The sequence below is a fragment of the Pseudomonas sp. PsB genome (assembly GCF_043658375.1).
In the GTDB taxonomy this organism is placed as follows: Bacteria; Pseudomonadota; Gammaproteobacteria; order Pseudomonadales; family Pseudomonadaceae; genus Aquipseudomonas; species Aquipseudomonas putida_Z.
This window is the reverse complement of record NZ_JBIGLU010000012.1, coordinates 12,007-34,497: the sequence shown is the minus strand read 5'-3', so window position 1 is coordinate 34,497 and position 22,491 is coordinate 12,007. Positions and strand designations below refer to the sequence as shown.

The 22,491-nt window shown below is 63.2% G+C and carries 21 protein-coding genes; 9 read left to right on the top strand and 12 right to left on the bottom strand.

Annotated features, from left to right (window positions below):
- Positions 1 to 42 precede the first annotated feature (42 nt).
- On the bottom strand, positions 43 to 1,800 hold the full coding sequence (locus ACGLHT_RS16200) for an OPT family oligopeptide transporter (protein WP_274079626.1): 1,758 nt from the start codon (positions 1,798 to 1,800) through the stop codon (positions 43 to 45).
- A gap of 242 nt (positions 1,801 to 2,042) precedes the next feature.
- Between ACGLHT_RS16200 and ACGLHT_RS16195 the strand changes: the two genes are divergently transcribed.
- Positions 2,043 to 3,236 (top strand): ATP-binding protein, encoded by a 1,194-nt coding sequence (locus ACGLHT_RS16195; RefSeq protein ID WP_137163558.1) that lies wholly within the window; start codon positions 2,043 to 2,045, stop codon positions 3,234 to 3,236.
- Between the two features lie 9 nt (positions 3,237 to 3,245).
- On the opposite strand, the gene ACGLHT_RS16190 is transcribed toward ACGLHT_RS16195, so the two are convergent.
- The 5 genes from ACGLHT_RS16190 to ACGLHT_RS16170 all read right to left on the bottom strand — a co-directional run bounded on the left by ACGLHT_RS16190 (position 3,246) and on the right by ACGLHT_RS16170 (position 8,781).
- Positions 3,246 to 3,515 carry a YkgJ family cysteine cluster protein gene (locus ACGLHT_RS16190; protein WP_137163559.1) on the bottom strand — a complete coding sequence of 90 codons (270 nt, stop codon included), beginning with the start codon at positions 3,513 to 3,515 and terminating at the stop codon, positions 3,246 to 3,248.
- 2 nt (positions 3,516 to 3,517) lie between these two features.
- Positions 3,518 to 5,140, bottom strand: coding sequence for a hypothetical protein (locus ACGLHT_RS16185; protein ID WP_025338574.1), 1,623 nt, complete (start codon positions 5,138 to 5,140; stop codon positions 3,518 to 3,520).
- A gap of 62 nt (positions 5,141 to 5,202) precedes the next feature.
- A complete protein-coding gene (locus ACGLHT_RS16180) occupies positions 5,203 to 6,303 on the bottom strand; it encodes a hypothetical protein (RefSeq protein WP_025338575.1) in 1,101 nt (366 codons plus the stop codon).
- 104 nt (positions 6,304 to 6,407) lie between these two features.
- Positions 6,408 to 7,427, bottom strand: coding sequence for a YafY family protein (locus tag ACGLHT_RS16175; RefSeq protein ID WP_274079632.1), 1,020 nt, complete (start codon positions 7,425 to 7,427; stop codon positions 6,408 to 6,410).
- 382 nt (positions 7,428 to 7,809) lie between these two features.
- On the bottom strand, positions 7,810 to 8,781 hold the full coding sequence (locus tag ACGLHT_RS16170; RefSeq protein ID WP_075044779.1) for a GlxA family transcriptional regulator: 972 nt from the start codon (positions 8,779 to 8,781) through the stop codon (positions 7,810 to 7,812).
- A 130-nt stretch (positions 8,782 to 8,911) separates the two neighbouring features.
- Between ACGLHT_RS16170 and ACGLHT_RS16165 the strand changes: the two genes are divergently transcribed.
- Positions 8,912 to 9,553, top strand: a complete 642-nt coding sequence (locus ACGLHT_RS16165; protein WP_025338578.1) for an HD domain-containing protein — start codon at positions 8,912 to 8,914, stop codon at positions 9,551 to 9,553.
- A gap of 52 nt (positions 9,554 to 9,605) precedes the next feature.
- Here the strand turns inward: ACGLHT_RS16165 and ACGLHT_RS16160 are convergent, their stop codons facing one another.
- Positions 9,606 to 10,655 carry a 5'-nucleotidase gene (locus ACGLHT_RS16160; RefSeq protein ID WP_085592344.1) on the bottom strand — a complete coding sequence of 350 codons (1,050 nt, stop codon included), beginning with the start codon at positions 10,653 to 10,655 and terminating at the stop codon, positions 9,606 to 9,608.
- A gap of 165 nt (positions 10,656 to 10,820) precedes the next feature.
- Positions 10,821 to 11,729 (bottom strand): LysR substrate-binding domain-containing protein, encoded by a 909-nt coding sequence (locus ACGLHT_RS16155; RefSeq protein WP_274120250.1) that lies wholly within the window; start codon positions 11,727 to 11,729, stop codon positions 10,821 to 10,823.
- Positions 11,730 to 11,823: 94 nt separating this feature from the next.
- On the opposite strand from ACGLHT_RS16155, the gene ACGLHT_RS16150 reads away from it, so the two are divergent.
- A complete protein-coding gene (locus tag ACGLHT_RS16150; RefSeq protein ID WP_274079624.1) occupies positions 11,824 to 12,999 on the top strand; it encodes an MFS transporter in 1,176 nt (391 codons plus the stop codon).
- A 131-nt stretch (positions 13,000 to 13,130) separates the two neighbouring features.
- Here ACGLHT_RS16150 and ACGLHT_RS16145 read toward each other — a convergent pair whose 3' ends face one another.
- On the bottom strand, positions 13,131 to 13,754 hold the full coding sequence (locus ACGLHT_RS16145; RefSeq protein WP_274079623.1) for a glutathione S-transferase family protein: 624 nt from the start codon (positions 13,752 to 13,754) through the stop codon (positions 13,131 to 13,133).
- A 197-nt stretch (positions 13,755 to 13,951) separates the two neighbouring features.
- On the opposite strand from ACGLHT_RS16145, the gene ACGLHT_RS16140 reads away from it, so the two are divergent.
- Entirely contained in the window at positions 13,952 to 14,254 is a 303-nt protein-coding gene (locus ACGLHT_RS16140) for a DUF3077 domain-containing protein (protein WP_025338583.1), read from the top strand.
- A 78-nt stretch (positions 14,255 to 14,332) separates the two neighbouring features.
- Positions 14,333 to 15,055 carry a hypothetical protein gene (locus ACGLHT_RS16135; protein WP_025338584.1) on the top strand — a complete coding sequence of 241 codons (723 nt, stop codon included), beginning with the start codon at positions 14,333 to 14,335 and terminating at the stop codon, positions 15,053 to 15,055.
- Positions 15,056 to 15,154: 99 nt separating this feature from the next.
- On the opposite strand, the gene ACGLHT_RS16130 is transcribed toward ACGLHT_RS16135, so the two are convergent.
- On the bottom strand, positions 15,155 to 15,634 hold the full coding sequence (locus tag ACGLHT_RS16130; protein ID WP_025338585.1) for a transposase: 480 nt from the start codon (positions 15,632 to 15,634) through the stop codon (positions 15,155 to 15,157).
- Between the two features lie 312 nt (positions 15,635 to 15,946).
- Between ACGLHT_RS16130 and ACGLHT_RS16125 the strand changes: the two genes are divergently transcribed.
- Positions 15,947 to 16,867: a LysR family transcriptional regulator gene (locus ACGLHT_RS16125; protein ID WP_025338586.1), complete on the top strand. Its 921-nt coding sequence runs from the start codon at positions 15,947 to 15,949 to the stop codon at positions 16,865 to 16,867.
- A gap of 593 nt (positions 16,868 to 17,460) precedes the next feature.
- Here the strand turns inward: ACGLHT_RS16125 and ACGLHT_RS16120 are convergent.
- Entirely contained in the window at positions 17,461 to 18,765 is a 1,305-nt protein-coding gene (locus ACGLHT_RS16120) for an MFS transporter (RefSeq protein WP_075044788.1), read from the bottom strand.
- Between the two features lie 266 nt (positions 18,766 to 19,031).
- Between ACGLHT_RS16120 and ACGLHT_RS16115 the strand changes: the two genes are divergently transcribed.
- From ACGLHT_RS16115 to ACGLHT_RS16105, 3 genes are read left to right on the top strand one after another with little or no spacing between them, the layout of a single operon-like run.
- Positions 19,032 to 20,195, top strand: a complete 1,164-nt coding sequence (locus tag ACGLHT_RS16115; RefSeq protein WP_137163565.1) for an iron-containing alcohol dehydrogenase — start codon at positions 19,032 to 19,034, stop codon at positions 20,193 to 20,195.
- 21 nt (positions 20,196 to 20,216) lie between these two features.
- Entirely contained in the window at positions 20,217 to 20,531 is a 315-nt protein-coding gene (locus ACGLHT_RS16110) for an NIPSNAP family protein (protein WP_013972037.1), read from the top strand.
- A 33-nt stretch (positions 20,532 to 20,564) separates the two neighbouring features.
- Entirely contained in the window at positions 20,565 to 21,341 is a 777-nt protein-coding gene (locus ACGLHT_RS16105) for an SDR family oxidoreductase (RefSeq protein ID WP_274120251.1), read from the top strand.
- 138 nt (positions 21,342 to 21,479) lie between these two features.
- On the opposite strand, the gene ACGLHT_RS16100 is transcribed toward ACGLHT_RS16105, so the two are convergent.
- The gene (locus tag ACGLHT_RS16100; protein WP_025338590.1) at positions 21,480 to 22,415 is read right to left on the bottom strand and encodes a cyclase family protein; all 936 of its coding nucleotides are present in this window, start codon (positions 22,413 to 22,415) and stop codon (positions 21,480 to 21,482) included.
- Positions 22,416 to 22,491: the final 76 nt, after the last annotated feature.

Below are 22,491 nucleotides of genomic sequence, written 5' to 3'. Positions count from 1 at the left end.
GCGATGGGCTGCCCAGGCAGCATGGCCGCGCCATGCCAGCCGCTACAGCATCCGCACCATCTCCCAGAACGATGCCGCCACCCCGGAAATGCTTTCCCCGGCAATCAACCCCGCTGCGGCCGTGATCGCAAACCGCGCTGTAACGCTCGGCCAACGGCAGCCGACCAGCCAGGTAACCACCGCGCCGAGCCCCATCATCATGCTGATCGATGCAGGCAGTATGAACGCCAGCCCCAGCGCGCCGGTACTCGGCAGCCAGCGCGCCACCCATTGCGGCAGCAGGCTGTCCAGCGCGCCCAGCAGTACGCCTGCCGCGCTGCCGGCCACGATCGCCCAGCGCAGCTCCGGCGACAGAGCCCCCAGCCCCTGCATCAGGGTCTGGGCCACGGCCTTCCAGGTCGCCACGGCCGGTGCGGGCCATTGCTCGGTAAGCAGCAGGGTCTGCGGATCGGGAATCAGCACCAGGTACACCAGCACGCCCGCCACGCTGCCGATGAGAATGCCCAGGCACTGTGCAATCAGTTGCTTGTGTGGCGTGGCGCCGATCGCCTGGCCAACCTTGAAGTCGTTCATCAGGTCGGTGGCTTGCCCGGCCGCGCCGCCGGCAGTGTTGGCGCTCATCAGGTTGATGGCCACCTGGCCCGGGGCGACCAGGCCAAAGCTTAGCTGCGACAGCTTGCCGATGGCGCCGATCGGCGCAATACCGGTGGCGCCGACCACGCGCGCGGCGACCACCGCAAGGCATATCGCCAAGGGAATGCTCAGCAGCGCCATCCACCAGTCGATGCCGAACAGCAACGCCTGTAACGCCACCACCAGCGCAATGGACAATAACAGCCCCCACGCAGGCGCCAGGTAAAATCGCCCAAGGGCGTGCGCTGCCCGACTTGCCAGCGGGGCGGTGGGCCTTTGCCGGGGCATTTGCAACAGGCGGACCGACAATGAAGTCAGGGTCGCGCATACCATCAGGCTGACGCCCGGCCACAACAGCCATTCCACCAGGGCAGCGAACTGTGGGCCGCTGGCGTTCGTGGCCAGCACCACCAGGGCATGGTCGATCAGCCACGGTGCCAGCCCGCCCCAGGCCAGCGCGGCGCCGAACAGCAGCGTAAGGCCCACGCGGATACCGATGATGCCGCCGAAGCCGACCAGCATCAGCGAAGGATCGAGCGTGAAGGTCAGGCGCTCGAGCACAGGCGAGGGTGCCCAGCGCGGTATCGCCCAGACGAACCCGTCAATCCACTTCACCAGCCCCGACAGCAACGCGGCGCTGCACAGCACCTTTATCCGCATCATGGCTTCGTGGCCGTGGCGGTAAATCTGCTGCAATGTCTCCAGGGTCGCCATGCCCTCAGGGAACTTCAGGCCATGGTCATCGAGCAGGGCGGGGCGCAGATACCAGGCGATCCAGATGCCCAGAAAGCTCACGGAGAACACCCAGGCCATCATCGGCAGCGGGTCCAGCTGGTGACCGGTGAGCAGGGTATAGGCGGGGATCGGCGCGACCAGCCCGCCAGAAACAATGGACGCGGCGGCCGAGGCCACGGTCTGGTTGATGTTGCTTTCGTGCAACGTCCATGCGGGCCGGCCCTTGCTGCGCCCCGCCAGGCCCTGCCACAGGGTGAAACCGACCAGCAAGGCGATGATCGACATGTTGAACGACCAGCCGATCCGAAGGCCCGCGTACACATTCGAGGGTGTCAGCAGAATGCCCAGCACTACGCCGGTGAGCACCGCCCGCGGGCTCAGTTCACGTTCGATGCGAGCCTGGGGAAGGGCGGTGGACGGGGCATCTCTCATGGCAATCCCTTGTCGGAGTGGTAAGCGCGCTTTGCACAACTGAGCCACTGCTGGCACAAAGGTTCACTGTCGCTTCTGGTTGTGAAAGGTATCCGGCAACAGCCCGGAAGTGCTAGCGGCAACACCGTCGGGTCTCAAGAAAAGTGCTGTGCACAGGGGCTTGCTTTTGCTGACATTGCCGAATCAAGTGAGATTAGTTAAGTTATCTAAATTCGATAACTTTCCTAAACTCGGTATAAGTCATGGACCCGATCGCTAATCCCTATTCCCCGGGAGCAGGCGCGCCGCCGCCGGCATTGGCTGGTCGCGACGCATTGCTCAAGCAGGTAAGCATCGCAATCGCCCGCATTCGCCGAGGCCGAGCGGCGAAGAGCGTGCTGATGGTCGGCTTGCGCGGCGTGGGCAAGACTGTACTGCTCGAAAAAATGCGCATTGAAGCCGAGGCCGAGGGCGTTCATGCCATACGCATGGAGGCGCCGGAAAACCGTTCGCTACCCGCATTGTTGGCGCCTCAATTGCGCCTGGCGCTGCTTCGCCTGAGCCGGGTGGAAGCGGCTCGGGACCTGGCTCAACGGGGGTTGCGAGCCCTTGCCGGTTTTGCAAAGTCGTTGAAGGTTGCCTACGCGGACATAGAAGTAGGCCTGGACCTGGAGCCAGAACCTGGCTTGGCTGATAACGGTGACCTGGAAGGCGACCTGGCGACCTTGCTGGAGGAGGCCGGCAAGGCCGCACAGCGCGCCGACACGGCGCTGGTGATGTTCATCGACGAGTTGCAGTACGTTGCCGAAGATCAGTTGGCCGCGTTGATTACAGCCTTGCATCGCTGTGCCCAGGGCCAGTTACCTGTCACGCTGGTTGGGGCTGGCCTGCCCCAATTGCGTGGGCGTTGTGGTAACGCGAAATCCTATGCGGAGCGACTGTTCGACTTCCCTGAGATCGGCCCGCTTGCTCCTGAGGCCGCAAGGTTTGCGGTAGTACGGCCTGCAGAAGATGAAGGTGTGGCATTCGAAGAGGCGGCGCTGGGAAGTGTGCTGGCACATTCACAGGGCTATCCCTACTTCCTGCAGGAGTGGGGCAAGCATTCATGGGATGTAGCCACGCAGAGCCCCATCACCAGCGCTGATGTCGAAACTGCTTCAGAGCAGGCGATTGCCACACTGGATGAGAGCTTCTTCCGGGTGCGCTTTGACCGCCTTACGCTAGCGGAAAAGAAGTACCTGCGTGGCATGGCGGATCTGGGTGCCGGTCCGCATCGCTCTGGGGATATTGCGGCGCGCCTGGAGCGGAAGGTTTCCACGCTCGCGCCGTTGCGTAGTGCATTGATCGATAAAGGGATGATCTATAGCCCGAGCCACGGTGATACGGCGTTCACGGTACCGCTCTTCGATGAGTTCATGCGACGCATCATGCCGGGCGATGATTGGCGGATTGCGTAGGCAGCAGATCTAGCCTTGTGGCGACTGCTCTTGCAACACCTCACATACCTGAACATTCAGCTTCACAAACTCATCCCAGCCATACCGGTTGGCGTAGTGCAGCTCATATTGCCGATCCACCCGACAGATCTCAGGTCTTTCCTCGTAGATCGTGCAGCGTTTGCTGGGCACGTCATGATGTCGACAGGTGCCGTCCCCCCGGTCGAGGAAGCGCGTTTCCTCGGCCAGGTGAACGTTCCGGCAGCACAGGCCGCACTGGTTGCATGGAAACGGCTGCATCCTTACACCAGCGAGGCCAGCCAGTCGCGAGTGCTCGCACTGTTGCCCATTTCAAACGGCAGCTCGATGTTGCGCTTGGCTACTTCAGCTTTCAGCACCATGCCGCGCTGCAGTTCATCGTTGCAGGCCATCAGTGTCAGCGAGAACGCTTCAAGTTCATAAGCATCCAGGTTGAACTCAAGCTTGCTCAGCTCGGTCAGGTAACGGTCCAGCTCTGCGTTTACCGACTCGAAGTGCTTGACCACTCCGGCGTGGGGCATGATCGACTCGATGAAGGCCCAAAGCTTGTGGGCCACTGGGCTGTGCAGCAGGAAGTAGTTCAGGCCCAGTGTGACCACCCCGGTGACCAATGCGCTGGCAAACGCCACCAGTTCACCGCCGAACGGGAAGCTGCACAGTGGCAGCAGTTGGGCATGCACCATGGTGCCCACGACAGTGGCGGCACCGAGGGACATCAAGCTGGTAACGGCCTTGCAGAGGTCGACGAAGCCCAGTTGTTCGGGGTTGAAGATCATCAGTTTGATGGCCTTGACCAACTGGCCCCAGACCTCGCGAATGATCTTGACCGCCATGACCTTGGTCGTGGCGAACACATTGAATAGCGTGGTGGTCGCGCTGGCCATGACACCCGCGAAAACGCCGTCCTTGAAGCCGATGAGAAAGTCCGTGAAGCGTTTTTGCACACGCGTCCAGATGCCTTTCAAGGTGCTGTTGACGCTGTCGATGAAGGTTTCGAAGTCGAACTTGTGCTTGAGTTTTTCAAGCAGCGCCGGCACCTGCCCGCGCAATTCGAACCAGACTTCGGCCAGCACCAGGCCAAGCATCTGGCGGGCACCCATTTTCAGGCCGGCATCCAGCGACGCGGAAGCGCTTTGCTTCCAGAACTTGCTGCTGGTGTAGTAGGCGCGGTTGATCTGTTCGTTGTAGGGCGCCCGGGCAGCCTCGTCCCGTTTGCGCATCTCATCGGGGTCGATGGCCTTCAACGTTTCGATCTTGTTTTCGTCTTTGCGAATCTGATCTTCCAGCACGCGTGCATTGTGCTGTTGCTCGGGGGTGTCACGCGGCAAGGTAGCCAGGCGTGCTCGGTCCTTTGCCAGTTTGGTTTCGCTTCTGCCGATCAGCTCGGGCAAATCGCGGAGGTAGTCGTTGATAGGCGTCTGGCCTTTCGACTTGTTGATGCTTTCGTGGGTCGTTTGCAGGTTGCTGCTCTGGTTCGCCAGCTCGACACCGTCCAGCCCGGCCAGCACGCGGCCGGCATCGTCATGAATTTCCTTGGCACTGATAACGTGATCAAGGTTGCGTTTCTGGGCTGCAGTCAACGTGGTGTTGCGGTAAGGGTCGTGAAGTTCGCCAGCCAGGTGAGTGGCTTTGTCCCGGCGCCCTGTCTCGATGTAGTTTTCGTGCTGATGGTATGGATCCGGATTGTAGTCGCCGCGCTTTTCAAAGCGTTGCTTCTCCTGCTCCGTTGCCCAAACGCCATTGCGTGCATTGTGGATGGTGTCCACCTCGCCGCCGTGTTTGTCCTGGAACAAAAGAAAGTCCAGGCCAAAACTGGTGGCCAGGCTGGTGACTACGGTTTTCTCGAGCTCTTCAGCCCAGGGATAGTCTCGCGCTGCGGCGTGCATGTTCGGGTCCATGAAAATCGAAAAGGGGGAGGTGGGGAAGGCGAGCCTTCCCCGGGAGGGCATCAGGCTGCTTCGACCTTTTCTGCTTCAGCGCTGGCGCTGACCATCACTTTGTCGAGTTCGCTCTCGTTCAGGACCATCGAACCGTCGTTGTCCAGTTCCATGGTCGGAACGCCATCTTTGTCCTTGGCGACCTGACCGTTGACCTTCTTGAGCTTGAAGATCGGGGTGGTGATGACGTTCACCAGAATGGCCGCCAGGGCGTAGCCGTTTTCGATGGTGCGCACGATCGACTCGTTGTGCTTGGCCAGTTCCGCCTTGGCATCGACGTTGCGGCCTTTGAGGTCCTGCAGGAAGCTGTCGATGTCCTTCAGGCTGTCGAAATACTGATTGAACTGGGCGTAGATGGACATCAGCGAACGACGGATCTTGCGGGTGTAGTGTTCTGTTTCACCGAGCATTTCGGTGGCGCGGGCAAGCTTGCCGACTGCCGCTGTCACTTCCTGGTCGGCTTTGCGGGCGTTTTTCAGCGCCTCCTCGCCGTGGCTGTTGTAAGCCCAGCCGGCAATCGCCAATACCGGGGCGGCCACTGCTGCGCCCAGAATTGCGGTACCGCCTGCCATGCCCAGGCCACCGGTCGCCAAAGAGCCGCCACCGATTGCCGCCAGGGTCGCGTTGGTAGCGGCAACACCAGCCAGCGACGAAATGGCGGTGCCGGTCGAAGCCGCGCCCAGGGCCATTACACCGCCATAGACGGCGAAGCCCGCCGCAGCGCCCGCAGTACCTGCGCCCGCTACGGTACCCAGCACGCCAACAGCAGTGAAGCTGTAGCTGTCGACCTTTTGCAGGTTGTGCTTGGGAATGTTGACTTCCAGTTTGTGCTGGCGGCCGGCGTTCATCTGGTCCAGCAGTTTGTCGGCCAGTACCTTGAATTCAGCAAAACTCTGGCCGATCTCCAGTTCCTTTTTCCCCAAGGCTTCGAGAGCGGAAGTGGTTTTGGTTTCCTGCTCGTCAAAGATTTCCTTCTTCGCCTCATAGCGTTCCTGGGCGCCTTTGACAATTTCGTCGGCTTCCGAATGACGTTGGTATCCGTCGTAGCCTTTCTTGGCTCCGTAAGCAGCTGTAACCAGGGCGGCGGCACCGAGGATTAGAGGAAGCGGCATGGCAATGTCCTTTTGGTGGATATCGATATCTGTCTAGGTTTGCTTTCGCGCTCACATTGAGCAGCGGTAGCGGAAAATCGGCACAACGTACTGCAGGGTTGAGGTCAGGCGGGGCAAGCCTCCAGGTAGAACGCTTGCATCGAGCGCAAACGCTGGCGGATCTCGTCGACCCAGACCTGTGGGGCATGTAGGCGGATGTTGTCGTTGAGCGCGAATATCCACCACAGCGTTTCCCGGTCCAGGGGCACCCTGGCGCGTAATCGCTTCCAGTCCTCTGAAGGCAGGTCAGTCAATTCCTGTTGCTGGCTGAGGGGCGTCTCGTGCAACAAGGTGGCGATCTGTGGATGAACATCAGCGATCAGTTCTACATGGGTGTCGGACTGGCGCAGGTTGAATACGCCGCTGGCGATGTAGTCGTCGACATCGAAGCTGCTGTGCAGCTCGGCAGCTTCGCCGAGCACTTCGATTTGCTGGATGCGATGCAATGCAAACTGGCGCAGGTCACTGTAGTCATCAACCGTCGCAATCAGGTAGCTGATGGCATGGCGCGATACCAGCCCGGCCGGATGCAGGCGAAATTGCTTGATGGCATCTTTGCTGCGGCTTCGATAGCTCACCTGCAGTTGCCGACGCTCCAGCAACGCGCTGGATACCTGTGCCCAAACCTCTGGCAACACCGCAGCCGGGATCAAGGTTTTACCGTTGGGCAGTGCACGAACGCGCCGGGCCCAGTCGGCCAGGCCATTGGCCCCTACGCCATGCAGGTAGTTACGGGCGCGGCGGAACTGCGGGCCCAGTTGGTCCAGGACTGTTTGCGGCAACAAGGCGTGCAGATGGTTTTCGGACAGGTAAAGCGCCAATGCCGTAGGCGCATCCATGTCTTGCAGCTGCAAGGGCGCGTTACGAGTGAAGCTCCAGCGAAAAGGCATCTCGCTGTCGTCGCACACGAGGGAGAAGGGGATGGACAACCGATTCAGGTCGCGTTGAATGGAACGCAGCGTGACCGAAAACCCGCGATCGCGAAGCTTCTCCAGCAATGTGGGGGTGGCAATGCGCTGTGGCTCTGTCGGGATAAGACGGAGCAAGGCAAACAGTCTGAGCAGCGTGTCCTTCGCTTGTGACATGAAAACGACCTTGTTCTGGATCACCGGCTGCCCGGCACGACTTCTAGCTGTGCGGATCGTACCGGTGAATGGTGGCCATATGCTAGTGGTAATGGCGGTTTAATGGCGCATTTGCGCGTCAATTTTTATCGCCTTTGGTATTACGCGGGCTTTGCGAGCTCACTGCCGTTGCGCTTTTTCGCGTTTGAGCTCGCTGTACTCGCGATACCACTCGTATCCCTTCTTCACCACCACGGCAAAGCCGATGACTGCAAACAGGTCTCTCATCTCGTTTTCCTCCTGGCTTGGTGTGGGTAGCTTTTGCCAGGAGGGCGACAACCTGTGTCGCTGGGGGCTGATTGGCGTTGCACATTGCGTGAACGCCACGCTTATCAAGGTCTCCTCACCCCGACCGCCCAAACCGCTTGCGATACTCCGCCGGCGTCACCCCCACATGCTTCACGAACGCCCGCCGCAACGTATCCGCATTGGCAAACCCGCACAGCGCCGCCACCTGCTTCGGTGCCTCTCGCCCAGCCTCCAGCCGCGCCCGCGCAGCATTCACCCGCGCCAGCTCCACCCACGCGGCCGGGGTCATGCCCACATCACCCTGAAACACCCGTGCAAAATGCCTCGGGCTCAGCCCAACCCGCGCAGCCAGGCTGGCAACCCCGTGGTCCAGTGCAGGGTTGGCGGCCACGTAACGCTGCAACCCCTGCAATGCCGAACGCCCAACCGGTGATGTCCCACCTTGCCGGCTGAACTGCAGCTGCCCGCCAGGCCGCTTGAAGTACATCACCAGGTGCCCGGCAACCTGCTTGGCAATATCCCGCCCCAGGTCTTCTTCCACCAGGGCCAGCGCCAGGTCCAGCCCAGCCGTTACCCCCGCAGCGGTACGCAGGTTGCCGTCATGCACCTGAATGGCGTCGGCATCCACCTGCACCCGCGGATAACGCTCGGCCAGCGGCTGCGCCACGGCCCAATGGGTGGTCACACGCCGGTCATCCAGCAACCCGGCAGCCGCCAGGGCAAACGCCCCCGTGCACACCGAGCCGTAACGCCGGCAAGCGCCCGCGCGTTGCCGCAGCCAGTCGAGAATGCCGGGGCGCAGGTACTGCTCGGCAGCCTGCGGCGTGCCGGCGACCAGCAAGGTGTCGATGGCTTCCAGGTCTTCGCCGATCCAGCCGTCGGCGACCAGGCGCGTACCGGAAGAGCTCACCAGCGGCCCCGGTTCGCAAGCCAGCAACAGCAGGCGATAGGCGTCACGGCCGGCCTGGCGGTTGGCTTCGGCGAACACATCGAGCGGGCCGCAGGCATCCAGCAGTTGTACGCCGGGCATGGCCAGGATGGCGACCGTGATGGGGGCAGAGGGCATGGTGGCTCCGGGCGTTGCGCCGCAAGTCCGTAATCCGCCGACAATGGCAGTATCTGGCGCTACAAGTCAATTGAGGACATTGGCTCACAGCAGCAGACTGGGCTCGTCATCAACCCACCCAGGAGCGACCATGTCCTCATCCATCGCCGGTATCCAGGTGCCCGACAGCGCCATGGCTCGGGAAATCACCGAGCTCGTCCGTGACACGGCTTCCCCTTTGCTGTTCCACCACTCCAGCCGGGTGTTCTACTTCGCGGCCCTTGCCGGGCAGCGGCTGGGGCTGCGTTACGACAGTGAACTGCTGTACGCAGGCTGCATGTTCCATGACATGGGCCTGACCCATCAGCACAGCAGCGATTGCTGCCGCTTCGAGGTGGACGGTGCCAATGCGGCGCGCGATTTCCTCCAGCGCCACGGCGTGGACGAGCGCGATGTCGAGCGAGTGTGGACGGCGATCGCGCTGCATACCACGCCGGGCATTCCAGAGCACATGCACCCGCTGATCGCCCTGGTCACGGCGGGGGTGGAGACTGATGTGCTGGGGCTGCACCACGAAGGGCTGGGGATTGCCGCGCGGGACGCCGTGGTCCAGGCGCACCCGCGTGGGGAGCGGTTCAAGGAGGCGATCATCCAGGCGTTTTACGACGGGATCCGGCACAAGCCGCAGACCACGTTTGGCAACGTGAAGGCGGATGTGATCGCGGACAAGGAGCCTGCATTCCGGCCTGGGAATTTCTGCAGCGTCATTCGGCAGTCCTGCTGGGCCAGCTGAGTAAAGCGGGCGGGGGCTGCAGAGCGGCCCCAGCAATTTCAACTGTTGCGCATCAATCCTGGGGCCGCTTTGCGGCCCTTTCGCGACACAAGGCCGCTCCCACAGGTTCAGCGACAACCTCGGGAGCAACGCTGTACCTGTGGGGCACGTCGAGCGCAGAGTCCGCTACCGAACGCTCGCGATTCGCCACCCCGAACGGCACATGCACCATCGGCAAATCCCCCGCCGGCGATTGCAAATGGCTGCGCTGGTCATCAAAGAACACATGCGGCTTCAGTATCGACAGCACCCTGGGTTTTTCCATCCCGCCCAGAAAGAAGCACTCGTCCGGCGATACGCCCCAATCCTTCAACGTCGTCACCACCCGCTCGTGCGAGGGGGCATTGCGCGCCGTCACGATGGCAATCCGCAAGATGCGCTTGTACGCCGGGTCCTCGGCCAACTTGCGGTCTTCGAGCATGCGAATCAGCGAAAGCTTGCGGTACAGGTCCGCCAGCGGCCCCGGCGAATGCGGGATGCCCTTGCGCACGCGTTCATGCTCCTGAAACTCGTCCAGGTTGTCGTCGCGCTTGTACACGCGCTCGGCCTCGTCATCGGCAATCACCCCGTCAAAGTCGAAGGCCACCCGCAGTTCGGTGTCGATCTCGTCATCGTAGATGCGTGTCGGCAGCACCCGCCCGGCCGGGTAGTTGGCGTCGATGGCTTTCTGCACATCCTCCTCGTTGGCGCTGAGGAACAGCGAGGCATTGAACGCCGGGATGTACTCGTAGGGCGAGCGGCCCGACATGAACGCCGCGCGGGTGATGTCCAGCTGGTAGTGGCTGATCGAGCGAAACACCCGCAGGCCGGTTTCCGGCGAGTTGCGCGACAGCAGCACCACCTCCACCGGCAACTGCTCGGGGAAGGCCTGGTTGATGCTCAGGAAGCGGCGAATGAACGGGAACGCCACACCCTTGGGGAAGGGTTCGTCCAGGTTCTGCTGCTGGTGCTGGCGGTAAGCCTCGACGCCCTGGGTCTGGTAGATGTCGTCCGAGACGGTGAGGTCGAACAGCGCACTCGAAGCAACGCCGATGACCAGTTTCTGTTCGATGGGGTAGGGCATGAAGTAACTCCTGAACATGAGCCGAGGGCAAGGGATCCTGTACAGCGCGATTCTGTAGGAGCGGCCTTGTGTCGCGAAAGGGCCGCAAAGCGGCCCCTGGATTTCAGCAACTGTGCATAGTCTGTTGGGGCTGCTCTGCAGCCCTTTCGCGACACAAGGCCGCTCCTACAAGGCGCTGGGCATACCTGACAGTTGTTCCACCAGAAAATCCACGAACACCCGCACCCGCGCCGGCATCGCCGGGCCGCCGACGAACACCGCATGGATCGGCTCGCAATCACCTGGGTTGTACGCCTCCAGCAACGGCACCAGTTGCCCGTTGGCCAGGTCATCGGCCACGGTAAAGGTACCGATGCGCGCCACGCCGGCGCCGAGCCTGGCTAACTGCGCCAAGGCCTCGCCGCTGCTGCATTCGATATTGCCCGTCACTTTCAATGAAAAAACCTGCCCGTCGCGGCGGAACGGCCAGTCGGGTGCGGCGCGGCGGAAGTTGAAGCGCAGGCAGTTGTGCCGGGCCAGGTCTTCCGGCACAAGCGGCGTACCGCAGCGCGCCAGGTACTCGGGCGAGGCGACGATCACTTGGCCGGTTTCGCCAATGGCGCGGGCGCTCAACGAACTGTCCGGCAGGTGGCCGAAGCGCAGCGCCACGTCGGCCTGGCCGCCAAGAATGTCGGCCACTTCGTCGCTGAGGGTAAGGTCGACCAGCACCTGCGGGTAGCGCGCGCTGAACGCCGCCAGCAACGGCACCACGGTCAAGCGGCCATGGCCCAGTGCTGCGCTGACCCGCAAGCGCCCGCGTGGCACGCCCTGGTCGGTGATGGCCTCTTCCACTTCGAGCATGTCGGCCAGCACCCGCCGTGCACCGCGCAGGTACGCTTCGCCTTCGGGCGTGAGAGTGATCGCCCGGGTGGTACGCAGCAGCAGGCGGATGCCCAGGCGCTGTTCGGTGCGCGCGAGGATGCGGCTCACCGCCGAAGGCGTCAGGCCCAACGCCCGGGCGGCTGCGGACAGGCTGCCCTCCTGGGCCACCTTGGCAAATATTTCCATCTCTCCGGATCTTCCACTGAAGTCCATTTGTGCCTCTTCAGCAAAGGTGGTTCGCAAAAATGCAGTCTAGTGCGGCTAGCCTTCGGATCGTAGCATTTGCAGCACAGATAAGGAGCTTGCCATGCGTATCAACCCACCTCTTGTCGCACTCGCCATCGGTGCCTTTGGCATCGGTGTCACCGAGTTCGCCCCCATGGGCATGTTGCCCAGCATCGCCACCGACCTTGGTGTCTCCATCCCCGCTGCCGGGCTGTTGGTCAGTGCCTATGCGATCGGTGTGCTGATCGGTGCACCGCTGATGACCCTGGCCACGGTGAAGATCCCACGGCGTTACCTGCTGATCGGGCTGATGGCCATCTTTACCCTCGGCAACCTGATGTCGGCCCTGGCCAGCGACTACGCCAGCCTGCTGGTCGCCCGCGTGGTCACCTCGCTGAACCACGGTGCGTTCTTCGGCATCGGCTCGATCGTCGCGGCCAGCGTGGTGCCGCCCGAGAAGCGCGCCGGGGCCGTGGCCGCCATGTTCATGGGGTTGACCCTGGCCACCATCGGCGGAGTGCCGCTGGCGACCTGGTTCGGTGAAATGCTGGGCTGGCGCACGGCATTCTGGGGCATCGCCGGGCTCGGCCTGGTGGCAATGACCACCCTCTGGTACGCACTGCCCAATGTGTCGTCGCCCAAGGGTGGCGGGGCCATGGCCGAAATCCGCGTGCTGGGCCGCGGGCCGGTGCTGGCGGCATTGCTGCTGACCGTGGTGGGCTCCAGTGCGATGTTCACGGTATTCACCTACATCGCGCCGATCCTGCAGAGCGAAGCGGCAGCGTCCACCACCTTCGTCACGGCCATGCTGGTGTTGTTCGGTGTCGGCCTGACCTTGGGCAACGTGTGGGGTGGCAAGGCCGCGGACCGCTCGATCGACCGTACCCTGATGCTGTCGCTGGCCGTGCTGATTGCGGTGTTGCTGGTGTTCCCGCTGGTGATGGACTGGCCGCTGCCGACTGCGCTGGCGATCCTGGTGTGGGGCGCTGCCAGCTTTGCCCTGGTGCCGCCGCTGCAGATGCGGGTGATGGAGGCGGCCAAGGATGCGCCCAACCTGGCGTCGGCGGTGAACATCGGGGCGTTCAACCTGGGGAATGCGATTGGTGCGGCGCTGGGTGGGGCGGTGATCAATGCCGGGCTGGGGTATTCGGCGGTTTCCCTGGCGGGGGCGGCGATGGCGGTTTTGGGCCTGGTGATGGTGCTGCTGTTCGCTTGGCGGGGGCGGGCGGGGGCTGCGGCGAGTCAGGTTGCTGTGTAACAGGTGGAGATCTTCGGGGGGCGCTTTGCGCCCCATCGCGACACAAGGCCGCTCCTACAGGAAGACGCGATTCCTTGTAGGAGCGGCCTTGTGTCGCGATGGGCTGCAAGGCAGCCCCACAGTTTTGCCCATCACGGCGTACCGTTACGGCCATGCAGGTGATAGGCCGGGCGCTCGCTCAGCCGCTCGTAATAATCGCGCACTGCCGGCAGGTGCGGGTGCTCGAACGGCGTTTCGAACCAGCGGTTGACCGACAGGCCAATGGGGATGTCGGCCAAGGTGAACTGGCTGCCGGCCACGTAGGCACCGGTGCTTGCCAGCTGGCGGTCGAGAATGTGCATGTAGCGCGCCCAGTCCGCGCAGCCGGCGGCCAGGGCCTGTGGGTCCTGGTGGGCGGGCGAGTGCCTGACCAGCGACATGAACGCGTAGCTCCAGGAACGGTTGAGGTCCGAGGCCTGCCAGTCGATCCACTGGTCGATCCTGGCCCGCGCCTGCGCCTCGCCCGGGTAGAACCCGGTGGCGCCATAGCGCGTGGCCAGGTAGCGGATGATGCTGTTGGATTCCCACAGGGTGAAGTCGCCATCCTGGATCACCGGGATCATGGCGTTGGGGTTTAACGCAAGGAACTCGGCGCTGTCCGTGGGCTTGAAACCCGCCCCCCAGTCTTCGCGCTCGAACGCGACCTCGAACTCGGCGCACGCCCACAGGATTTTTCGTACATTGATGGAGGAGGCTCTGCCCAGTATCCGTAGCATGGTGTTCATCCTTGTGGGGGGAGATTGATCGTCCGTCACTGCCGGTTGCCGGTCAAGAGCCTGAGTGGTGGTGGAGCATCCCCTTTGTAGGTTCCTTGTAGTCCATTTCCGAAAGTAAGCCTTTCCACCCCCAAGGTTATTGTGGCGGGGCATGCAGCGCCCTAGTCTCGGCACGCTCGTAACCCCGAGGAATGGACATGGACAAAGACACTCCGAAAGAAAGCAGCAACCTCAATGTCGTGCGCGCAGCGGGCCGTTTTGGCAACGGCGGCGCCGAACTGGTGCAGATGAACGCGCAGCTGCCAATGCGTACGGCGCTGATGGAGGCCTCGAGCATCATGGGCTGCATTACCGAACTCACCCGCAAGGCCATCGACCGGCCTGGTGACCGCAAGGCGATGATGCAGGCCACGTATTACCTGGCAGGCATGGCCAAGGCGCTGATCGACGGTCAGTTGCAGCAGTTGCGCCAGGCTCGGGGAGGCGAGCAGGAGCCTTAGTCAGACTTGCCTGGGGACCATGAACTTGGCACCCTTGGTCAGTTTGAATCTCTGTATCACGACAGAAGGAAGTTCGCATTGAGCTGGGACAAGGTGGGGAAACTCCTCGTAGCCGTGCTGCTTGGCCTGATGGTCCTGCTGGCCGCCTATGGGTTGCTCAGGGGCAACCCGCGCCTGGAGGCATCGCTGACCTATGCCTACCTCACCTATCCCAGCCAGTTCAGCGAACGCATCACCAAAGCCAGCGAGCAGCTCAAGTACGAGCAGTTGCAGGGGCGTATCAATGCCATCAGCGAGGGCGGGCTGAGCCACGATCAGGTCGAGCGGCTGATCGAAATGGCCCAGGCGCCGTATGCCCAGCTGTTCGCCAAGCCCTTCGAGGCCGGGCTGGTCGACCACCGTACCGGTCTGCTCATCGAGCTGCGCAACAGCGGTGATGCGCAGGTGCGCCAGGTGAAAATCCGCCTGCCGGCGAAAGGCCTTGTGCAGGTGCGCGATGCAGCTGGCAATGACACCATCCTGGAAACCTCCACCATGCAAGCGGACATCCCCGTCATCGAGCCGGGTGGCGCGTGCAAGGTATGGGTGTATTTCGATGCGGACTACTCACAGATCCGCCAGGGCGGGGTCAGCATCAGTCACGCCGATGGCAAGGCTGACATACAGGTTTACCGCGAGGTCATCGGTTTCCCGGCCTGGGTGGCCCGTTACAGCCGCGAGCTGATGGTGCTGCTGGGCGTATTGGCGGCCAGCGTGCTGGGCCTGGGGTATGCCTGCCTGTCGCGTCGTAACCCGCACTGAACGCCTCACCTGTAGGAGCAGCCTTGTGCTGCGAAGAGGCCGGTACTGACTGAACATGTGTATCGCCTGTACCGGCCTCTTCGCAGCACAAGGCTGCTCCTACAAGGAGTTGTGCAGGCTGTCAGTGAGCCATACTGCGTCCCAGTGTGGATAATCGCCAATCTCTGCTACCAGGCCAGCCCGCAGAGGGTTGGCAATGATGTATCGGGCTACCTTGCGCACATCATCGTCCTGGCGCAGCGCTCGGTCATGAAACCCGCGTTGCCAGACTTGGCCCGGGCTCACGCCCGCCTTGCACAATGCCGTACCAGATCGCGATTTGAACTGCCGCATCAGGCTGCTCAATGTGACAGCACGCAGCTCTACCAGCCAATGCAAGTGGTCAGGCATCAGCACCCAGGCAAGTGAGCGGCAAGCACCAAGGCGTTCCGACCGCCTCAGCTCCCTGATGACCAGGCGAGCTGTACGAAGATCCTGAAACAGCGGCTTGCGTGCATGGGTGACAGTGGTCAGCAGGTACAGCCTGCCAGGCTCTGAAAAACGCCCCCGGCGTAGCAGGTTGGCCTCAGCACGATCCATGTAGTGTTCCTCGCATCCGTTTCGTGTGGGATACCTACAATAGAGATTCCAGACGCTACCGACGTTGGCAGATCGTTACCTTGTTTTGCAGCCATACACCTTTGTAGGAGCAGCCTTGTGCTGCGAAGAGGCCGGTACGAGTGATACACATGTTTGGTCAGTACCGGCCTCTTCGCAGCACAAGGCTGCTCCTACAGAAAAGGCGAAAATGCGTGTTTCTGGGGCAAAGGACATTTGCCGCAAACTCAACAATCGCCCGTTGACACCCCTCTATAGTGCTCGGCATTACAAGACCCATGCCGAGCCTGCCCGATGATCCCCTCCCTGGACTCCATTTTTTCCCGCCTGCGCCTGCGTCAGTTACGCCTGCTCATCGAACTGGACCGTTGCGGCTCCCTGCACAAGGCGGCGGAGGCCATGGCGATTTCCCAGCCTGGGGCCACCAAGGCCTTGCGCGAGGTGGAAGAGGTGCTGGGTGTGCCGTTGTTCCAGCGCCTGCCCAGCGGCCTGGTGGCCAATGACGTAGGCCGTTGCGTGGTGCGATATGCGCGCTTGATTCACAGTGACCTGGGGCATTTGCGCGAAGAGGTGCTTGGCATCGTCCAGGGCCAGGGTGGGCGGCTGGCGGTGGGCAGCATCATGGGTGCCATGCCGACCCTGGTCGGTGCCCTCGGGCGGTTGCGCCGCAAGCAGCCGCAACTGGCGGTGGAGATCGCCGAGAACACCAGTGCCAACCTGCTGGCCCAGCTTGATGAAGGGCGCCTGGACCTGGCCATCTGCCGGCCAGGGCTGGGCCGCAACGCGGCGGACTACGCCTTTGTCGAACTGGCCCAGGAGCCGCTGGCGGTGGTCGCGCACCCGCAGCACCCGCTGGCCGGGGCGGCGGCGCTGGAAGTTGGCGACCTGAGCCAGTACCGTTGGATTGTCTACCCGGCGAACATGCCCATGCGCCAGGCGCTGGAGCGTGAGTTGAGCGAGGCGGGGGTGGAGGTGCCACGCTACCCGCTGGAAACCTTCTCCACCTTTGCCACCTTCATGCTGCTGGAAGATGACCCGACGCTGGTGGCGGTGATCCCCAGCGCCGTGGCGGCCTTTGCCGAGCAGCGCGGGTTGCTGGTGTCGCTGGCAGTGAAGCTGCGGGCACTGAGCGAGCCGTTCGGGATCGTGCACCGGGTAGCCGCGCCGCTGTCGCCGGCGGCGCGGTTGCTGGTGGAGGAGCTTACGGCCGGTTGAGCCCTGTTGCGGCCCCCTATGGGAGCGGGTCTGCCCGCGAAGAATACGACGCGGTGGATGGCACCGGCTCTGCCGGTGTTCGCGGCTAAAGCCGCTCCAACAGGTACAGCGTGATCCCGAAAGCCTGCGCCGTACCTGTGGGAGCGGGTTCACCCGCGAAGCAGGCGACGCGGTGTATGGCACCGGCTGCTCCGGTGTTCGCGGTCACGGCCGCTCCCACAGGTACAGCGTGAGCCCGAAAGCCTGCGCCGTACCTGTGGGAGCGGGTTCACCCGCGAAGCAGGCGATGCGTTGGATGGCACCGGCTGCGCCGGTGTTCGCGGCTGAAGCCGCTCCCACAGGTACAGCGTGAGCCCGAAAGCCTGCGCCGTCCCTGTGGGAGCGGGTTCACCCGCGAAGCAGGCGACGCGGTTGATGGCACCGGCTGCGCCGGTGTTCGCGGCTGAAGCCGCTCCCACAGGTACAGCGTGATCCCGAAGCCTGCGCCGTACCTGTGGGAGCGGGTTCACCCGCGAAGCAGGCGACGCGGTGGATGGCACCGGCTCTGCCGGTGTTCGCGGCTGAAGCCACACAGGAATCTCGCAATCTAGGTCTCAGAACTGCCGCTCGCGGTAATCGATCAAGCTGGAAAACACCGCAATCAACACCGCAGCCACCACAAAGAAGATCAGCGCAAAGAAGTAATCCCCCGTGAACTGCACGATCAGCCCGATCACGATCGGCACCAGCACCCCGGCCATGTTGCCGCAGAAGTTCATGGTGCCACCCAGCACGCCGGTACGCGACGGCCCGCCGATGATCGCCGGCAGGCACCAGTACATCCCGCACCAACGGATGAAGAACATCGCCACGCACAGCAGGCTGATCACCGCGACGGTCTCGCCCACATAGGCTGCCGCCAGGATGCACAGCGCCGCCACCAGCGCCGAACCGCTGAACATGGTGCGCATCACCAGGTTCGGCGAGGCACCGCTGGCCCGCCAGCGGTCACCGATCCAGCCGCCGATCAGTTCGCCGACAAACCCGCACATGAAGATCAGGAAGGTCGCCCCGCCCATGGCCGAAATGTTCAGGCCATGGGCCTTGTGCAGGTAGCTCGGCATCCAGGTCAGCAGGCCGTAGAACACTGCCAGGATGCAGCTGTAGCCGGCGAACATGGCAAAGATCGAACGGTCCTTGAGCAGCTCGCGCAGCGGCAGCCTGGCCTTGGCTGCCGCGGCATGGGCGCTGGCGTTGCCTTCGGTGATGTGGCGCAGTTCGGCCTCGTTCACCCCCGGGTGCTCGCTGGGATGGTTGCGGATGTACTTCCACGCCAGGATGCCGGCCAATACGGTGCCGACCCCGGCCACCACGAAGGCCAACCGCCACGAACCCAGCCAGGCAATCAGCCCGGAAATCAGGATAGCCCCCAGGGCGCTGCCCAGCGGCGCGCCGCCATCCACCAGCACCGCGCCACGGCCACGTTCGTTAGGCGTCAGCCAGGCGCCATTGAGCTTGGCCCCAGCGGGCATGATCGGCGACTCGGCCACGCCCAGGCCAATGCGCGTCAGCAGCAGTACCAGCCAGTTGTGCGAGGCCGCGCCCAGTGCCTGGAACAGGCCCCAGGCCACGGTTGCCGCGCCAATGATGCCGCGGGTGTGGAAGCGGTCCAGCAGCATGCCGCCAGGGATCTGCATCAAGGCATAGGACCAGAAGAACGCACTGAGCATCAGCCCTTCCATGGCCGGCGTCAGGTTGAATTCGGGGGCGATCAGCGGCAGCGCCACCGACAGCGAGGCGCGGTCGATGTAGTTGATTGCGGTCAGCAGCAACAGGATCAGGAAGATGCGCCAGCGCACTGTGGTCATCGGGGCCGCAGCGGGCAGCGCCAGGTCGGCCGGGGAGGGGATGGTCTTCATCGCAGGAGCTCGTTGTTGTGATTATCGGGAGGCGTAGCAACTACGCAGGCCGATTGTTGGAGCGCTGCCGGCAGTGCAGGTAATGAAAAGAGCTGATCCGCCAATAACGCCTGCTTATTACCCAGGCAGGGGATAAGCAGTGGTTATTGGCGGATCAGCTCTTTTCATCATCGGCGGCCCTGGCCCGCGCTCTAGATTGCCCCGGCACGGCCCGCCAGCGTCACGGCGGGCACAACAAGAACAACGCAGTTGCCTGAGGACCCCTCATGAGCCAATTCCAGTTCCATTTCCCCACCATTGCCAAATGTGGCGCGGGCCTGGCCGACCAGGCCGGTGCGCTGCTCAAGCCGTACGTGGACGGCACCCTGCTGGTGGTCACCGACCAGGGCCTGATCGACGCTGGCATCCTGGCCGGCTTCTTCGCCTCGCTGGAGCAGGCGGGCATCGACTACCAGCTGTTCTCCGCCGTTGAAGCCAACCCCAGCACCGACGTGCTCGACGCTGCCGTGGCGCTGCTGAAAGAGCGCAACTGCACCGCCGTGATCGGCGTGGGTGGCGGCAGCAGCATCGACACCGCCAAGGGTGTGGCGGCGATGGCCACCAACCCTGGCAACATCCTCGACTACGAGGGCTACGACAAACTGACCCAGCCGCCGCTGCCGATCTTCGCCATCCCGACCACCTCCGGTACCGGCAGCGAATGCACGGCGTCGACCGTGTTCACCAACAAGCGCACGCTGTTCAAGACGGTGATCGTCAGCCCGCGGCTGTTCCCGCGCCTGGCCATCCTCGACCCGGCACTGACCCTGAAGCTGCCTGCGGCCATCACCGCCGCCACCGGCATGGATGCCCTGACCCATGCCATCGAGTCGTATGTGTCGCGCCAGGCCAACCCGATCAGCCAGGCCATGGCCCTGCAGGCCATTCGCATGATTGCCGGCAGCCTGGAAAAAACCTACTTCGTCGGCACCGACATGGCGGCCCGCGAGCAGATGCTGCTGGGCTCGTTCCTGGCCGGGGTGGCGTTCTCGCAATCCAAGCTGGGCAACGTGCATGCCATTTCCCACACCTTCGGCGGGGTGTTCAACATCCCCCATGGCATCGCCAACGCCGCCCTGCTGCCTTACGTGATCAAGTTCAACCTGCCGGCCTGCCCGGAGCGCTTCCGCGACATCGCCATTGCCCTGGGCGCCGATGTGACCGGGCTCAGCGTGGAGCAGGCCGCGGCACGCACGGTGGATGCGGTGGTGGCCCTGAACCAGGCCATCGGCATTCCCGCGACCATCCGTGAACTGGGCGTGGATCTGGAGTTCCTGCCGCAGATGGTCAGCGACTCGATGCGCAGCGGCAACGTGCTGGTCAACCCACGCCTGACCACCGCGCGCGATGTCGAGCGCCTGATCACCGACGCCTACCACGGCAACCTCTGAACCTTTTACGGAATCACGACCATGTTCTATGAAATGCGTACCTACACCCTGCACATCGGCAAGATGAAGCAGTACCTGGAACACTTCGAAAAGGAAGGCTTGCCGGTGATCTCGCGCTACGCCAAGCTGGTGGGCTGGTGGTACACCGAGATTGGCGAACTGAACCAGGTGGTGCACATCTGGGCCTACGAGAGCCTTGATGACCGCATCGAGCGCCGCGCCGCCCTGTACCGCGATGCGGACTGGCTGGAGCGCTTCATCCCCGTGGCCTTCCCGATGCTGGTGCGGATGGAATCGAAGCTGTTGATGCCTGCCGCGTTTTCCCCGATCCAGTGACCCTGTAACTGCATTGCATCAAGGAGCAACCCAATGGATCTAGGCATTACCGGCCGCTGGGCCATCGTCTGCGCGGCCAGCCAGGGCCTGGGCAAAGGCTGCGCCGAGGCGCTGGGCAAAGAAGGCGTCAACCTGGTCATCAATGCCCGTACCCAGGCCACCCTGGAGCAGACCGCCGCCGAGTTGCGCGCGGCCTGCCCGGGCATCGAGGTGCGCACCGTGGCCGGTGATGTCGCCGACGCCGAGGTGCGCCAGGCGCTGCTGGCAGCCTGCCCGCAGGTGGACATCCTGGTCAACAATGCCGGTGGCCCGCCCCCGGGCGACTTCCGCGACTGGGGCCGCGAGGACTGGCTGAAGGCACTGGACGCCAACATGCTTACCCCCATCGAGCTGATCAAGGCGGTGGTCGATGGCATGGCCGAGCGCGGGTTCGGCCGGGTGGTGAACATCACCTCCGGTGCGGTGAAGGCGCCGATCGATATTCTTGGCTTGTCCAATGGTGCGCGCAGTGGCCTGACCGGCTTCATCGCCGGCCTGGCCCGTCAGCAGCGCCTGGCGGGCAGCAACGTGACGCTGAATAACTTGCTGCCTGGGGCGTTCGACACGGCGCGCCTGCAGAAGACCTTGAAGGCGGCAGGTGGCGATGTGGATGCCACCGCCCAGTCGCGGCGCAAGGCCATCCCGGCGGCGCGCTTTGGCAGTGCCGGCGAGTTCGGCGCTTACTGCGCGTTCCTGTGCAGTGCGCATGCCGGGTACATCACTGGGCAGAACCTGTTGATCGATGGCGGGGCGTTCCCCGGTACGTTCTAACGGCCCGAACGCTCCCCCTTGTAGGAGCAGCCTTGTGCTGCGAAGGGGCCGGTATGTCTGACAGATTTCTGTAAGTCATACCGGCCCCTTCGCAGCACAAGGCTGCTCCTACAGGTCAGTGCCCAATGGCACTGATAGTCAATGAATCGCCACGGGGTTGATGTTCACCTGGGTCGAACCCTTGTACAGCGGCTGGCCCAGCACGAACAGGAACTCGAACGCCTTGTCCTTCACCAGCGCGCGGGTGTCGATCAGCTCCAGGTTGTAGATGCCGCGCTTGGCCAGCATGAACTGGTTGACCGGGAATTCTTCACCGGTCGGGTTCGGGTACACCTCCGAAGCCCAGGTATCGCCACCAAAGGCGACAATGCCCTGGTCAGCCAGCCACTCGGCCGCCGGCAGGTCGATGCCCGGTTCGGTGGCGAGGAACTGCTGGTTGTCCTTGCCGATCAGTTCCAGCCAACCGGTGTTGAACAGCACCACGTCACCCTTGCGCAGGGTAATGCCTTCTTTCTTGAGCACGGCCTTGATGTCGTCGACGGTGAACGAGGTGCCGCCTGGCACGATGGCCTTGCCGTAGTGAGCGGTCATGTCCAGCACCACGCCGCGGGTGACCATTGGCGGTACTTTTTCCACGCCCAGCTTGGTCACGCCTTCGACGGTGACGAAGTCGGCAGCCTTGTTGCCGTTGTAGTAGACGTTGTCGATACCGATGTGGCCGATGCCGTTGAGCTGGGTGCCGACGCCGGTCCAGCCGTTGACCAGTTCATCGTTGAAGCTGAACTTGTTGCGGCCCAGGGTCTGGCCGGCCTGCTCGCCAGGCTGGATGTTGTACAGGTGGAAGCTGCGGTGGCGGAAGGCCGGCAGGTCTTTGCTCACCGGTACGGCCAGCGGGTAGGTCTTGCCGGTCTTGACCAGGCCGACCGCCTGCTTGACCACTTCGGGGGTGAGCAGGTTGGCGGCGCCGATTTCATCCTGTTTGCCGTAGGGCGAGGTCTGCCAGTCGGCGGCCAGGGTGGCCTGGGCAGTGGTCGCCAGGGCGACGGCGAGCAGCAGGGGCTTGAAGCGTTTCATCGGGTACTCCTGATAGTGAGGCGTTGTCAGGAGCAGATTCTGCGCAGGGCCAGCTATGGGAAAAAGCGGCCCGGGG